Here is a 14489-nt window from a genome sequence, read left to right on the forward strand (position 1 = left end):
AGCCGCGCGGCGCACGTGACACGCAGACTTCACGAACGACATGCGCGGGTCGCGGGGCCGGACGCGGCTCCGCCCCGGCAGGCGGGGGGCCTGCCGGGGCGGAGTGCGGGACGAGGCGGCCCCGGAGGGCCGGGCGGGCCTAGAGGGCCGCGAGGGCCGCGTTCCAGGTGGCCGACGGGCGCATGACCGCGTCCGCCTTGGCCTTCTCGGGCTGGTAGTAACCGCCGATGTCGGCCGGCGAGCCCTGGACGGCGAGCAGCTCGTCGACGATCTTCTGCTCGTTGGCGGTGAGCGTCTCGGCGAACGACGCGAACGCCTTGGCGAGCTCGGCGTCGTCGGTCTGCTTCGCCAGCTCCTGCGCCCAGTACAGGGACAGGTAGAAGTGGCTGCCGCGGTTGTCGATGCCGCCGACGCGACGGGTCGGGGACTTGTCCTCGTTGAGGAAGGTCGCCGTGGCCCGGTCGAGGGTGTCGGCCAGCACCTTGGCGCGGGCGTTGCCGGTGAAGTCGGCGTACTGCTCGAAGGACGGCACCAGGGCGAAGAACTCGCCGAGGGAGTCCCAGCGCAGGTAGTTCTCCTTGACCAGCTGCTGGACGTGCTTCGGCGCGGAGCCGCCGGCGCCCGTCTCGAACAGGCCGCCGCCCGCCATCAGCGGGACGACCGACAGCATCTTGGCGCTGGTGCCCAGCTCCAGGATCGGGAAGAGGTCGGTCAGGTAGTCACGGAGCACGTTGCCGGTGACGGAGATGGTGTTCTCACCGCGGCGGATGCGCTCCACCGACAGCTTGGTGGCCTCGATCGGGGAGAGGATCCGGATGTCCAGGCCCTCGGTGTCGTGCTCCGGCAGGTACTGGTTGACCTTGGCGATCAGCTGCGCGTCGTGGGCGCGGCCCTCGTCCAGCCAGAAGACGGCCGGGTCGCCGGTGGCGCGGGCGCGGGTGACGGCGAGCTTCACCCAGTCCTTGATCGGCGCGTCCTTGGTCTGGCAGGCGCGGAAGATGTCACCGGCGGCGACCGGCTGCTCGATCACGGCGTTGCCGGCCGCGTCGACCAGGCGGACCGTGCCGGCGGTGGCGATCTCGAAGGTCTTGTCGTGGGAGCCGTACTCCTCGGCCTTCTGCGCCATCAGGCCCACGTTCGGGACGGAGCCCATGGTGGACGGGTCGAAGGCGCCGTTGGCGCGGCAGTCCTCGATCACGGCCTGGTAGACACCGGCGTAGGAGGAGTCCGGGATGACCGCGAGGGTGTCGGCCTCCTGGCCGTCCGGGCCCCACATGTGGCCGGAGGTGCGGATCATGGCCGGCATCGAGGCGTCGATGATGACGTCGGAGGGCACGTGCAGGTTGGTGATGCCCTTGTCGGAGTCGACCATCGCGAGGGCCGGACCCTCGGCGATCTCGGCCTCGAAGGAGGCCTTGATCTCGGCGCCCTCGGGCAGGTTCTCCAGGCCCTTGAGGATGCCGCCCAGACCGTCGTTCGGGGACAGGCCGGCCGACTTGAGCGTCTCGCCGTACTTCGCGAACGTCTTGGGGAAGAAGACGCGCACCACGTGACCGAAGATGATCGGGTCGGAGACCTTCATCATCGTGGCCTTCAGGTGCACGGAGAACAGGACGTCCTCCTGCTTGGCGCGGGCGATCTGCGCGGCCAGGAAGTCGTTGAGCTGGGCGACGTGCAGCACGGAGGCGTCGACGACCTCGCCGGCCTGGACGGGTACCGACTCCTTGAGGACGGTGGTGGTGCCGTCCTCGGCGACCAGCTCGATCCGCAGCGCGCCGGCCTCGGAGATCACGACGGACTTCTCGGTCGAGCGGAAGTCGTTCTCGCCCATGGTGGTGACGTTGGTCTTGGACTCGGGGGTCCAGGCGCCCATGCGGTGCGGGTGGGTCTTGGCGTAGTTCTTGACCGAGGCGGGGGCGCGGCGGTCCGAGTTGCCCTCGCGCAGGACCGGGTTCACGGCGGAACCCTTGACCTTGTCGTAGCGGGCGCGGATGTCGCGCTCCTCGTCGGTCTTCGGGTCGTCCGGGTAGTCCGGCAGCGCGTAGCCCTTGCCCTGGAGCTCGGCGACGGCGGCCTTCAGCTGCGGGATCGACGCCGAGATGTTCGGCAGCTTGACGATGTTGGCCTCGGGCGTCTTGGCCAGCTCGCCCAGCTCGGCGAGCGCGTCCGGGATGCGCTGGTCCTCGTCCAGGTACTCCGGGAAGACGGCGATGATGCGCCCGGCCAGCGAGATGTCGCGGGTGTCCACGGCGACACCGGCCTGCGAGGCGTACGCCTGGATCACCGGCAGGAACGAGTGCGTCGCGAGGGCCGGGGCCTCGTCTGTGTAGGTGTAGATGATGGTCGAGTCAGTCACCGGGTGCTCCGCTCCACGTCTGCAACATTGCTCGACATCAAGATATCTCGTGATCGACCCATGCTCGACAGGGGTCCGCGACTCGGAAGATCCGATATCGATCGCAACGGTGACCATGACAAGCGGGCGACCCTCGACCGGCGGCCCGACCGCCCGAGCGAAAGCGGACGATGAGATATCGCACCAGATTGACTGCTCCCCGCCCGGCGGGAGGGGATTCCTGGCTCAGGCCGCCTCTTGGAGCGGCGCTCCAAGAGGTCTTGCGCCCTCGACACCAGCCGGGGCCAGACCAGCCCGGACGAGCATCACGCGCGCGGAGTTTTTGTCTCTGGGAGAGACGGTTCCGCACGCGGTGCAGGTGTAGGTGCGTTCCGACAGCGGGAGTGCGTGCTTGGTTCTCGCACCGCAGCGTCCGCAGTCCGTGGTGGTATGCGCGGGATGCACCGGCCGCACGTCCCGCCCGTGTGTGCGGCCCATCTCCAGCAGGGCCTTCTTCGTAGCGCCGATGGCGGCGTCCGCCGCCTTGCGTGCCATGCTGCTCTTAGCCAGGAACTTCGGCCGGAAGTCCTCCACCGCGATCGCGTCACGGTCGCGCACGACCTTCTTCGCCCACTTCCGGGCTGTGTCCTGCCGCTGCCGGGCGATCTTCTGGTATGTCTTCGCCCGCCACTTCTTCGCCGTCCGGTAGCCCTTCGACGCGGCCTGCCCCTTTTTCGGCTTGCGACGGGCCATCATCCGGTCGTACCACGAAAGTTTCTCCCGGGCCTTCTTGCCGTGCTCGGCGTGGGGCAGGTCGTGGGCATCACTGGTGGTGGTCGCGGTCTCCTTCACGCCCCAGTCCACCCCGAGCGCTCGGCCGGTGGAAGGGAGCAACTGAACTGCGGCGGGGACGACGAATGAGGCGTACCAATGGCCGACACCGTCCCGGAACACTCGCACCGAGGAAGGCGCGGCGGGCAGCTTCCGGGACCACACCACGGTGAGGACGATGCCCCCCGCCAGGTGCACATGCTCGTTCTTGAGGCGGAAACCGCGCCGCGTGTAGTTCAGCGTCGGATCGGCCTCGTGCTTCTTCTTGTGCCTTGGCATCCCCGCGCGCTGTTTGGCGGGCAGCCGGTCCTTGATGTCCTTCAGGGCCTTGACGCGGGACTTGCCGAAGTCGCGGATCAGCTGCTGCTGCGGCACGCTGGCGCCTCCCGCCGGCCACGGCATGATGGAACGGGATTCCGTCAGCATCCGGTCCAGCCGGGCTGGTCCGCACTTCTCCCTGTCTCGGTGGGCCTTTTTCGAACGGGCGACGCACTCGTTCCACACCCGTCGGCACCGGTTCCACTCCGCGAGCAGCGCCGCACCCGCTGTCGACGACACTCGCAACCGGTAGGTATACCGGACGTGCACGGGCCCGTCGGCTGTTAGCGGTGCCGTCATGACGCCGAACGTAACCCTAGCGATTCGCCTCTCTCTGCGAATCCCAGAAGCCCCACTCGAACGAGTGGCTGGGTCAGGTGTCCGACCACCAGCGGTCTCCCAACTCCACCTATGGGTAGTGCTGTCGGGGAGAGCGCTCCGGCGCCGGGGCAGACGGAGGCCTGAGGGGGCGGCGCCGTCGGGCGAGCCGGGCGGAGCCGACCTCTCAGGGCACCACACCTAGATCGGCTCGACCACGGCGTCTTCGGGATTCCGCTGCTGCGGGATCACCACGGCCCCCTGCTGGAGCGCCACCGTGCGGGCCGGCGCCGGTATGCGGATGCCCTCCTCGCGGTAGCGGCGGTGCAGGCGCTTGATGAACTCGTGCTTGATGCGGAACTGGTCGCTGAACTCGCCGACGCCGAGGATCACCGTGAAGCCGATCCGTGAGTCGCCGAACGTGTGGAAGCGGATGGCGGGCTCGTGGTCCGGGACCGCGCCGGTGATCTCGGTCATGGTCTCGGCGATGACCTCGTGCGTGACCCGCTCGACGTGGTCCAGGTCGCTGTCGTAGCCCACACCCACCTGCACCAGGATCGTCAACTGCTGCTCGGGCCGCGTGTAGTTGGTCATGTTGGTCTTCGCCAGCTGGCCGTTGGGGATGACCACCAGGTTGTTGGAGAGCTGGCGGACGGTCGTCTGGCGCCAGTTGATGTCCACGACGTAGCCCTCCTCGCCGCTGCTCAGCTGGATGTAGTCGCCCGGCTGGACGGTCTTGGAGGCGAGGATGTGAATGCCCGCGAAGAGGTTGGCGAGGGTGTCCTGGAGGGCGAGCGCGACCGCCAGACCGCCCACGCCCAGGGCGGTGAGCAGGGGCGCTATGGAGATGCCCAGTGCCTGGAGCATCACCAGGAAGCCGATCGCCAGGACCAGCACCCGCGTGATGTTCACGAAGATCGTGGCCGAACCGGCGACCCCGGAGCGGGACTGGGTGACCGACTGCACGAGCCCGGCGATCACCCGCGCCGCCGACACCGTCACCGCGAAGATGAGCAGCACCTGGAGGCACTGGTTCGTGTGGTGCTGGACCGTCCTGGTCAGCGGCAGCACCGCCGCCGCGGCCGCCGCCCCGCCCGCGAGCGCCGCCCACGGGACCACCGTGCGCAGCGCGTCCACGATGACGTCGTCACCGCTCCAGCGGGTCCGCTTCGCGTGCCTGGCCAGCCAGCGCAGCATGCCGCGCGACAGAAAGGCCAGCAACAGGCCCGCCGCGAGGGCGATTCCGGCCAGGACCAGGTCATGGACGGTGAGCGCTCGGTTCACCGGTTACCTCCCATTCGGTTGTGCAACCGCTCATCCTGCCGTATCCGCGCGGAGGTTCGGACCGGCCGAACCCGTGTGCGCTTGTGCTGCCCGGTGACCCTGGGGCAGGCTGTCGCGCAGTGATCGTCAGGGAGGTTCGATGACAGGTCCGGTGCTCGCAGTCGACCAGGGCACGTCCGGTACCAAGGCCCTGGTGATCTGTCCCGAACGGGGTGTCATCGGCACCGGATTCGTCGCCGTCCGGCCCCGGCACCTGCCCGGTGGCCGGGTGGAGGCCGACCCCGTGGAGCTGTACGAGTCGGTGCTCGTCGCCGGCCGCCGGGCGCTCGCCGAGGCCGGCGAGCCGGTGACCGCGCTCGGCCTGGCCAACCAGGGCGAGACCGTCCTCGCCTGGGACCCCGGCACCGGGCGTCCGCTCACCGACGCCCTCGTCTGGCAGGACCGCCGGGCCGAACCGGTCTGCGCCGGGCTGGCAGACCACGCCGAGGAGTTACGCGCCCTCACCGGCCTCCCGCTCGACCCCTACTTCGCCGCGCCCAAGATGGCCTGGATCCGCCGGAACCTCACCACCGAGGGAGTCGTCACCACCACCGACGCCTGGCTGGTCCACCGGCTCACCGGCGCCTACGTCACCGACGCCGCCACCGCGAGCCGCACCCACCTCCTCGACCTGGACCGGGTGCAGTGGTCCTCGCGCGCCCTCGACCTCTACGGGCTGTCCGCCGAGCATCTCCCCGACATCGTCGACAACGCCCAACTCGTTGGCACGACGAAGGAGTTCGGGGACAAGATCCCGCTCACCGGCCTCGCCGTCGACCAGCAGGCCGCCCTCCTCGCCCAGCGCATCACCGGACCCGGCGCCGCCAAGTGCACCTACGGCACCGGGGCGTTCCTGCTCGCGCACACCGGTGACACACCCCGGCACAGCAGCTCCGGACTGGTCGGCTGCGTAGCCTGGCGCCTCGCCGGAGAGGCCGCCTACTGCCTGGACGGCCAGGTGTACACCGCCGCCTCCGCCGTGCGCTGGCTCACCGACCTCGGCGTGATCTCGGGCCCCGCCGACCTGGACCGGGTGGGCGGCGCCGTCCCGGATGCCGGCGGGGTCACCTTCGTCCCCGCGCTGGCCGGGCTCGCCGCCCCCTGGTGGCGCGGCGAGCTGCGCGGCTCCCTGACCGGGCTCGGTCTCGACACCGGCCCCGGGCAGCTGGTGCGGGCCCTGTGCGAGGGCCTCGCCGCCCAGGTGGTGGAGCTCGCCGAAGCCGCCCAGAACGACCTCGGCACCCCGCTGACCGCGCTGCGCGTCGACGGCGGCCTGACCCGCTCGGCCCTGCTCATGCAGACCCAGGCCGACCTGCTGCAACGCCCCGTCGAGGTGTCCACGCTGCCCGACGCCACCGCCCTCGGCGTGGGCGCGCTGGCCCACCTCGGCAGCGACCCCGTCGACTTCCTGCCCGACGGCGGCCCCTCGGCCGTCTACGAGCCGCGCATCTCCGCCGCCGAGGCCGCCGACCGCCTCGGGGTCTTCCGCGCCGCCGTCGCCGCCCTGCTGGACGGGCCGGTGGCCGGGGCCGGGCCGGGACTGCCCCGGTGAGGGGCACCGCCGCAGGACCCCTGCCCGGCGTCCCGTACGACGTGACGGTCGTCGGCGCCGGGGTCGTCGGCAGCGCGATCGCCCGCGAACTCGCCCGCCACCCGCACCTCGACGTCGCTCTCGTCGAGGCCCAGGACGACGTCGGCCAGGGCACCTCGAAGGCCAACACCGCCATCCTGCACACCGGTTTCGACGCCCGCCCCGGCACCCTGGAGGCCCGCCTCGTCCGCGAGGGCGCCCGCCTCCTCGCCGCCTACGCCGCCCAGTCCGGCATCCCGGTCGAGCCGGTCGGCGCGCTGCTGGTCGCCTGGGACCAGGAGCAACTGGCCGCCCTGCCGGACCTCGCACGTAAGGCCGTACGCAACGACTGCCACGACACCGCCCGGTTGGACGCCGCGGGGCTGTACGCCCGCGAACCCCGCCTCGGCCCCGGTGCCCTCGGTGCCCTGCACGTGCCCGGCGAGCGCATCGTCTGCCCGTGGAGCACCACCCTGGCCTACGCCACCCAGGCGGTCCGAGGCGGCGTCGACCTCCACCTCAACACCCGGGTGACGGGGGCGGGACGACGCGACGGCGTGCACACCCTCACCACCTCGCGCGGCCCCCTCCACACCCGCCACCTGGTCAACGCGGCCGGCCTGCACGCCGACACCCTCGACCGCCTCCTCGGCCACCGCACCTTCACCGTCACCCCGCGCCGGGGGCAGCTCATCGTCTACGACAGGCTCGCCCGCGACCTCGTCCGGCACATCCTGCTGCCGGTCCCCACCGCCCTCGGCAAGGGCGTCCTGGTGACCCCCACGGTCTACGGCAACGTCCTGCTCGGCCCCACCGCCGAGGACCTGGACGACAGGACCGCCACCCAGTCGACCGCGCAGGGACTCGCAGCACTGCGCGCACAGGGCCGCCGGATCCTGCCCGCCCTCCTGGACGAGGAGGTCACCGCCGTCTACGCCGGGCTGCGCGCCGCCACCGAGCACGAGGACTACCGCATCTCCGCCCACCCCGACCAGGCGTACGTCACCGTCGGCGGCATCCGCTCCACGGGCCTCAGCGCGTCGCTCGCCATCGCCTCCCATGTCACCGGACTGCTGCGGGACTCGGGCCTCGGCCTGAAGGACCCCGTCGACCTGGAACCGGTGCGCATGCCGAACCTCGGCGCGGGCTTCCCCCGCCCTCATCGGCAAGGCGGTCACGTCATCGTCTGCCACTGCGAGCACGTCACCCTCGGCGAGATCCGGGACGCCCTCGCCGGTACGATCCCGCCGCGCAGCCTGCCGGGCCTGCGCCGCCGTACCCGGGCCGGGGCGGGCCGCTGTCAGGGCTTCCACTGCGGGGCGACGGTCCGGGAGCTGTTCGAGAGGGCGGGCCGGCCGTGACCGCGGAACGCCACGTCGACGTCCTCGTCGTCGGGGCCGGCCCCGCCGGACTCGCGGCCGCCGCCCGGCTCGCCGCCGCCGGAGTCGGCCGGGTCGAGGTGCTGGAGCGGGAACCGGAGGCCGGGGGGGTGCCGCGGTACTGCGCCCACGGCGGATTCGGGACCTGGACCCGGCCGTTGACCGGCCCGGCGTACGCCGGCCTGCTCGTCGAGGCGGCGGCGCGGGCGGGAGCGGTGGTCCGTACGGGGGTGACCGTGCTGGACTGGGCCGGCTCGACAGCGCCCCGAAGGGGCGCGGGGAACTGCGCGACCGGCTACGACGGCGCCGCAGCCGACACACGGCAAGCGGAGCGCTCGGTTCTCGCCACGATCGGCGTGCGCGGCCCGGAGACGGTCACCGCACGGGCGGTGGTCCTCGCCACCGGTGCCTACGAACGCCCCCGCGCGGCACGGCTGATCCCCGGCACCCGGCCCGCCGGGATCCACACCGGCGGCGAGCTGCTGCAGGCCGTGCACCGTTACCGGCAGCCGATCGGCGAGCGGGCGGTGGTCGTCGGGGCCGAGGACGTGTCGTACGCCGCCGCCGGGACCGTGCGGACGGCCGGCGCGGAGGTCGTCGCGATGGTCACCGACCGGCCGCGCGCCGCCGGATCCGTCCGTGCCCTGGACTCCCGGCTCCGCTCCCGCATCCCGCTGCTCACCGGCACGACGGTCACCGAGATCCTCGGGCACGGGCGGCTGTCCGGCGTGCGGATCCGGCACCGCGACGGGCGTACCGGCGTCCTCGCCTGCGACACCGTCGTCTTCACCGGGGACTTCGCCGCCGAGGACGAACTCGCCCGCCGGGGCCGGATCGCCCTGGCTCCCGGGCCGTACACCGACCGCCCGGGGGTCTTCGCCGTCGGCGGTCTGCGGCAGCCGGGGCTGGACGTCCGGGCGGCGGCCCGGGACGGCGTCGAGGCGGGCAGGGCGGTGCTGGAGTGGCTGGTCAGCCGTCCGTGAAGGAGCCGTGCCGGCCCGCGCCCGCCGCGAACCGCGCCGCGCCTTCCAGGCCTTCCGCCAGCACGGCCATGCCGTAGCGGATCTCGGCGTCCATCGCCGCCGGCTCGTCCAGCCCCTCCTGGTCCAGCACCGACGCGCGGTCGCTGCGCAGGCAGGCCTGCGGGAAAGCCGCGATGGAAGCGGCCAGTTCCTCGGCCGCCTCGCGGGAGCGGCCGGCCGGGACGAGCCGGTTGGCCAGGCCCATCTCGTACGCCTCGGAGGCCGGGACCGGGCGGCCGGTGAGGATCAGGTCCATCGCCCGGCCGGTGCCGATCAGCCGGGGCAGCCGTACCGTGCCGCCGTCGATCAGGGGCACGCCCCAGCGGCGGCAGAAGACGCCGAACACCGCGTCCTCCTCGGCGACCCGCAGGTCGCACCAGAGGGCCAGCTCCAGGCCGCCGGCCACGGCGTGTCCGGCGATCGCGGCGATCACGGGCTTGGAGAGGCGCAGCCGGGTCGGGCCCATCGGGCCGTCGCCGTCCGCCGCCACCCGGTTGCCGTGCCCGGCGCCCATCGCCTTGAGGTCGGCGCCCGCGCAGAACGTGCCGCCCTCGCCCCACAGCACCGCCACCCGGGCCTCGTCGTCCGCCTCGAACTCCCGGAAAGCGGTGGCCAGTTCGGACGCCGTCGGCCCGTCGACCGCGTTGCGCACCCCGGGCCGGGAGAGGACGACCGTGGTGACAGGACCCTTGCGTTCGAGGCGGACCGGCATGCGTTTCCTCCGCAGCGAGCTCTCAGATGACCTTCAGACGTACCAGCGCTCCCAGTGTCAGGGCTCCCGGCAGCAACGGCACCCACACTGTGATGATCCGGTACGCGAGGACGACGGCCGTGGCCACCGCGACCGGACCGCCGGCCGCCACCAGCGCCACGATCAGCGCAGCCTCCACCGAACCCAGGCCGCCCGGGGTGGGAATCAGGGCGACGGCGACCGTGGCCGCCAGGTACGCCAGCGCCATGTGCGCGGGCGGCACGTCGAGGCCCAGGGCCCGCCCCACCGCCACCAGCCCGGCCGCCTGGAGCGCGGGGAAGGCGAGCGAGCCGCCCCACAGCGCCAGCGCCCGGGACGGACGCGTGTGCACCGAGCGCGCCTCGCCCAGGGCGCTGCGCACGAAGCGGATCACCGGCTCGCGCACCCGTCGTACGCGCAACAGCGCGGCCAGCGCCACGGCCACCACGGCGCCGGCGACGGCCAGGACCGGTCCGAGGTCCCCGTCGGGGAGCAGGCCGTCGAGCCGCAGGGCGTCGGGGAAGGCGACGAAGAACACGGCCATCAGGCCCACGCGGGCGATCGACTCGGCGAGCAGATAGAGGGCGAGCGCGGCGGAGGAGGTGGCGAGCGGCACCCCGCACACGGTCATGAACCGCAGGTTGACCGCGCCCGAGCCGAACCCGGTGGGCAGCAGGTGGTTGGCCGAGCCCGCCGCGAGCTGGGTGGCCAGCAGCCGCCAGCGGGGCAGCGGCTGGATCACGGCACCCTGCCGGGTGAAGGCGGCGGCCACCCAGGTCAGACAGGTGGCACCGCCGGCCGCCAGCAGCCAGGGCCAGGAGGCGTCGCGCAGGTGGCCGAAGCCCTCGACGAGGACCGGCCAGTGCTGCACCGCGATGACCGCGACCAGCACGAGCGGGATGAGCGTGAGGATGTGCCGCCAGGGGATAGGACGGGCGAGCCGGGGGAGACGGCTCTCACGGAAGCCGGGGATTCTTACCGCTGTCACACCGGGAGAGGTTTTCCGCGCCGCCCCAACTGCGGGTGGCGGAAGAGAGGACGCCGGATGACGGCCGGGAACCAGGTGAGGGCTCATCGGGTCCTTCGTACGGGGGGACGGCGAGCGGAGATTGACCTCAACGACGCTTGAGGTCCTACGTTCTCCCTCATGAGTATGGAGACCACCGCCTGGACGCAGCTCCACAGCGTCATGACCGCCCAGCAGGAGCGGCGCCCGTTCGAACGGGCCACGCTGCGCCGTATCGCCGCCTTCGCCCGCCCGCACCGGGCCGGCATAGTCCGTTTCGTCCTCCTCGGGGTGCTGACCGCCCTGCTCGCCGTCGCCACCCCGGTGCTCGCCGGCCACGTCGTCGACGCGATCGTGTCGGGCCACGACACCGGCACGGTCGTACGGCTGTCGCTCCTGATCGCGCTGGTCGCGGTCGTGGAGGCGGCGCTCGGGGTGCTCGGGCGGCGGCTCTCGGCGGCGCTCGGGGAGGGCCTCATCCTCGACCTGCGCACGGCTGTGTTCGATCATGTGCAGCGGATGCCCGTCGCGTTCTTCACGCGTACCCGTACGGGAGCGCTGGTCAGTCGTCTCAACAACGACGTGATCGGCGCCCAGCGGGCCTTCGCCAACACCCTCTCCGGTGTGGTCAGCAACCTGGTCACGCTGCTGCTCACGCTCGCGGTGATGCTCACCCTGTCCTGGCAGATCACCCTGCTCGCGCTGGTGCTGCTGCCGCTGTTCGTGGTGCCTGCCCGCCGGATGGGCGGCCGGATGGCCCGGATGCAGCGGGAGGCCGCCGCGCTCAACGCGGCCATGGGCACCCGGATGACCGAGCGGTTCTCGGCGCCGGGCGCCACCCTGATCAAGCTCTTCGGCCGCCCCGAGGAGGAGTCGGCGGAGTTCGCCGCGCGTGCCGCCCGGGTCCGGGACATCGGGGTGCGCACCGCCACCGCCCAGTCGGTGTTCATGACCGCCCTGACCCTGGTCTCCTCCCTCGCCCTCGCCCTGGTCTACGGCCTCGGCGGCTGGTTCGCCCTGCGCGGCACCCTGGAGCCGGGCGCGGTGGTCTCCCTCGCCCTGCTGCTGACCCGTCTCTACGCCCCGCTGACCTCCCTCGCCGGGGCCCGGGTCGAGGTGATGAGCGCGCTGGTCAGCTTCGAGCGGGTCTTCGAAGTGCTCGACCTGAAGCCCCTGATCGAGGAGAAGCCGGACGCCCGCGAGGTCCCCGAGGGCCCGGTGGCCGTCGAGTTCGAAGACGTCCGCTTCGCCTACCCGGCCGCCGACCAGGTCTCCCTCGCCTCCCTCGAAGAGGTCGCGGTCCTTGACTCACGCGGCGGCAGCGAGGTCCTGCACGGCATCTCCTTCCGCGCCGAACCCGGCCAGACGATCGCCCTCGTCGGCACCTCGGGCGCCGGCAAATCCACCATCGCCCAGCTGCTGCCGCGCCTGTACGACGTCGACGAGGGCACCGTCCGCATCGGCGGCACCGACGTCCGCGACCTGACCGCCGGCTCGCTGCGTGCCACCCTCGGCATGGTCACCCAGGACGGCCACCTCTTCCACGACACCGTCCGCGCCAACCTGCTGCTCGCCCGACCGGCCGCCACCGACGAGGAGCTGTGGGACGCCCTCGGCCGCGCGAGGCTCGGGGAGGTCGTACGGTCGCTGCCCGACGGCCTGGACACGGTGGTCGGCGAGCGCGGCTACCGGCTCTCCGGCGGCGAGCGGCAGCGGATGACCATCGCCCGCCTGCTGCTGGCCCGCCAGCGCGTGGTCATCCTCGACGAGGCCACCGCCCACCTCGACAACACCTCGGAGGCGGCCGTCCAGGAGGCGCTGGCCGAGGCGCTGGAGGGGCGCACGGCCGTGGTCATCGCCCACCGGCTGTCGACGGTGCGGGCCGCCGACCAGATCCTGGTGGTCGAGGCGGGGGAGATCGTGGAGCGCGGCACCCACGAGTCGCTTCTGGCGGCGGAGGGGCGGTACGCGGAGCTGTACCGGACGCAGTTCGCCGAGGTGCCGTCGGTCTGAGCGGGCGGAAGCCCGCCATGGGACTGCGGGCCGCTTCCGGGTGCACGTCTGATCTGGCTGGTCGCGCCCACGCGGCGGCAGCCGCAAATGCGACACGGCCCCGCGCCCCTTCGGGCGCGATCCTGGCGGGGTCCAATTGGCTCCGCACCCCTTGACGCCGATGGTCCGGACCTTTAGTTTCACGCCTTAAACAAAGCCTCACGGATGTGCTCAACGCTCGGCGGCAACACGGGCGTTGAGCAAACCGTGCTGCATCCCCCCGCGTGAAAGGCCACCCCCGCAATGGCCAGACCTCTCCCCACGGCTGTCTCCATAGCCGCTCTGACCCTGTCCGCAGGACTGCTCACCGCCGCTCCCGCGCACGCCGCCACCGGCACCATCACCGGCCTCGCCGGCAAGTGCCTCGACGTCGCCGGCGCCAACTCCGCCGACGGCACGGCCGTACAGCTCTACGACTGCAACGGCACCGCGGCCCAGCAGTGGACCGTCGGCAGCGACGGCACCATCCGCGCCCTCGGCAAGTGTCTCGACGTGACCGGCAATTCGACGGCCGACGGCGCCAAGCTGCAGCTGTGGACGTGTTCCGGCGGCGCGAACCAGAAGTGGGCCGTGTCGTCCGCGCACGACATCGTCAACCCGCAGGCGAACAAGTGCATGGACGTCACCGACAACAACTCCGCCAACGGCACCCGGATACAGATCTGGACCTGCGCGGGCACCGCCAACCAGAAGTGGACGGCCCCCGCGTCCGGCGGCGGCACCACCCCGTCCTCGCCGATGGCCGTGGCGCCCTACCTCTACAACGGCTGGGGCGACCCGCCGAGCCCGACCACCATCACCAACGCGACCGGCGTGAAGTACTACACACTCGCGTTCGTCCTCAGCAACGGCTACTGCAACCCGCAGTGGGACGGCAGCCGGGCGCTGACCGGCGGCGTCGACCAGCAGACCGTCAACACCGTGCGCGCGAACGGCGGTGACGTCATCCCGTCCTTCGGCGGCTACAGCGGCAACAAGCTGGAGAGCTCCTGCTCCAGCGCGGGCGAGCTGGCGGCGGCCTACCAGAAGGTCATCAACGCCTACGGCGGTCTCAAGGCCATCGACATCGACCTCGAAGCCGACGCCTACAGCAACGGGACCGTGCAGCAGCGGGTCGTGGACGCGCTGAAGACGGTGAAGGCCAACAACCCCGGCCTGAAGGTGTACATCACCATCGGAACCGGCCAGAGCGGTCCGGACACCAGCCTGATCAACCGGGCCGCGTCCTCCGGGCTGACCGTCGACGCCTGGGCCATCATGCCGTTCGACTTCGGCGGCGCCGGCCAGAACATGGGCAACCTCACCACCCAGGCCGCCGAGGGGCTCAAGAACGCCCTGAAGGCCGCGTACGGCTACAGCGACGACACGGCCTACCGGGACATGGGCATCTCGTCCATGAACGGCATCACCGACAACAACGAGACGGTGACCGTGAACGACTTCCGGACCATCCTCGCCTACGCCCAGCAGCACCACCTGGCCCGGCTCACCTTCTGGTCCGCCAACCGCGACCGGCCCTGCACCGGCGGCTCCGCCGACAGCTGCTCCGGCGTGAGCCAGTCCGACTGGGACTACACGCGCGTCTTCGCCGGATACACCGGCTGA

The 14489-nt window shown here is 72.0% G+C and carries 9 protein-coding genes and 1 pseudogene; 5 read left to right on the forward strand and 5 right to left on the reverse strand.

The genetic code is table 11. The features are described from left to right. Positions 1–139 precede the first annotated feature (139 nt). From ACFY6U_RS24040 to ACFY6U_RS24050, 3 genes are all read right to left on the reverse strand, one after another. Complete coding sequence (locus tag ACFY6U_RS24040; protein WP_390041270.1) at positions 140–2356, reverse strand: NADP-dependent isocitrate dehydrogenase; 2217 nt, start codon at positions 2354–2356, stop codon at positions 140–142. A gap of 225 nt (positions 2357–2581) precedes the next feature. Next, a complete protein-coding gene (locus tag ACFY6U_RS24045; protein WP_390041272.1) occupies positions 2582–3784 on the reverse strand; it encodes an RNA-guided endonuclease InsQ/TnpB family protein in 1203 nt (400 codons plus the stop codon). 219 nt (positions 3785–4003) lie between these two features. Then, positions 4004–5086: a mechanosensitive ion channel family protein gene (locus ACFY6U_RS24050; RefSeq protein ID WP_390041274.1), complete on the reverse strand. Its 1083-nt coding sequence runs from the start codon at positions 5084–5086 to the stop codon at positions 4004–4006. Positions 5087–5225: 139 nt separating this feature from the next. Here ACFY6U_RS24050 and ACFY6U_RS24055 point away from each other — a divergent pair, with 139 nt between their 5' ends. The 3 genes and pseudogenes from ACFY6U_RS24055 to ACFY6U_RS24065 all read left to right on the forward strand — a co-directional run. Further along, positions 5226–6677: an FGGY family carbohydrate kinase gene (locus ACFY6U_RS24055; protein WP_390041276.1), complete on the forward strand. Its 1452-nt coding sequence runs from the start codon at positions 5226–5228 to the stop codon at positions 6675–6677. After that, on the forward strand, positions 6674–8056 hold the full coding sequence (locus tag ACFY6U_RS24060; RefSeq protein ID WP_390041278.1) for an FAD-dependent oxidoreductase: 1383 nt from the start codon (positions 6674–6676) through the stop codon (positions 8054–8056). The genes ACFY6U_RS24055 and ACFY6U_RS24060 overlap by 4 nt, the downstream gene beginning before the upstream one ends. Next, positions 8053–9042: pseudogene (locus ACFY6U_RS24065) on the forward strand (FAD-dependent oxidoreductase); the annotation flags it as partial. The gene ACFY6U_RS24060 and the pseudogene ACFY6U_RS24065, both read left to right, overlap by 4 nt. A 1-nt stretch (position 9043) precedes the next feature. Here ACFY6U_RS24065 and ACFY6U_RS24070 read toward each other — a convergent pair. Further along, on the reverse strand, positions 9044–9808 hold the full coding sequence (locus ACFY6U_RS24070; RefSeq protein ID WP_390041280.1) for a crotonase/enoyl-CoA hydratase family protein: 765 nt from the start codon (positions 9806–9808) through the stop codon (positions 9044–9046). Between the two features lie 22 nt (positions 9809–9830). Beyond that, complete coding sequence (locus ACFY6U_RS24075; protein ID WP_390041282.1) at positions 9831–10814, reverse strand: YbhN family protein; 984 nt, start codon at positions 10812–10814, stop codon at positions 9831–9833. A gap of 165 nt (positions 10815–10979) precedes the next feature. On the opposite strand from ACFY6U_RS24075, the gene ACFY6U_RS24080 reads away from it, so the two are divergent. Together ACFY6U_RS24080 and ACFY6U_RS24085 are read left to right on the forward strand one after the other, a co-directional pair. Next, positions 10980–12845, forward strand: a complete 1866-nt coding sequence (locus ACFY6U_RS24080) for an ABC transporter ATP-binding protein (protein WP_390041759.1) — start codon at positions 10980–10982, stop codon at positions 12843–12845. Between the two features lie 282 nt (positions 12846–13127). Next, positions 13128–14489, forward strand: coding sequence for a lectin (locus tag ACFY6U_RS24085; RefSeq protein WP_390041284.1), 1362 nt, complete (start codon positions 13128–13130; stop codon positions 14487–14489).

This window comes from Streptomyces sp. NPDC013157 (assembly GCF_042899865.1).
GTDB lineage: Bacteria > Actinomycetota > Actinomycetes > Streptomycetales > Streptomycetaceae > Streptomyces.

Coding starts and splice junctions, on each gene's coding strand:
- ACFY6U_RS24045 (WP_390041272.1), bottom strand. CDS start 3,784: ATGACGGCACCGCTAACAGCCGACGGGCCCGTGCACGTCCGGTATACC.
- ACFY6U_RS24055 (WP_390041276.1), top strand. CDS start 5,226: ATGACAGGTCCGGTGCTCGCAGTCGACCAGGGCACGTCCGGTACCAAG.
- ACFY6U_RS24070 (WP_390041280.1), bottom strand. CDS start 9,808: ATGCCGGTCCGCCTCGAACGCAAGGGTCCTGTCACCACGGTCGTCCTC.
- ACFY6U_RS24080 (WP_390041759.1), top strand. CDS start 10,980: ATGGAGACCACCGCCTGGACGCAGCTCCACAGCGTCATGACCGCCCAG.
- ACFY6U_RS24085 (WP_390041284.1), top strand. CDS start 13,128: ATGGCCAGACCTCTCCCCACGGCTGTCTCCATAGCCGCTCTGACCCTG.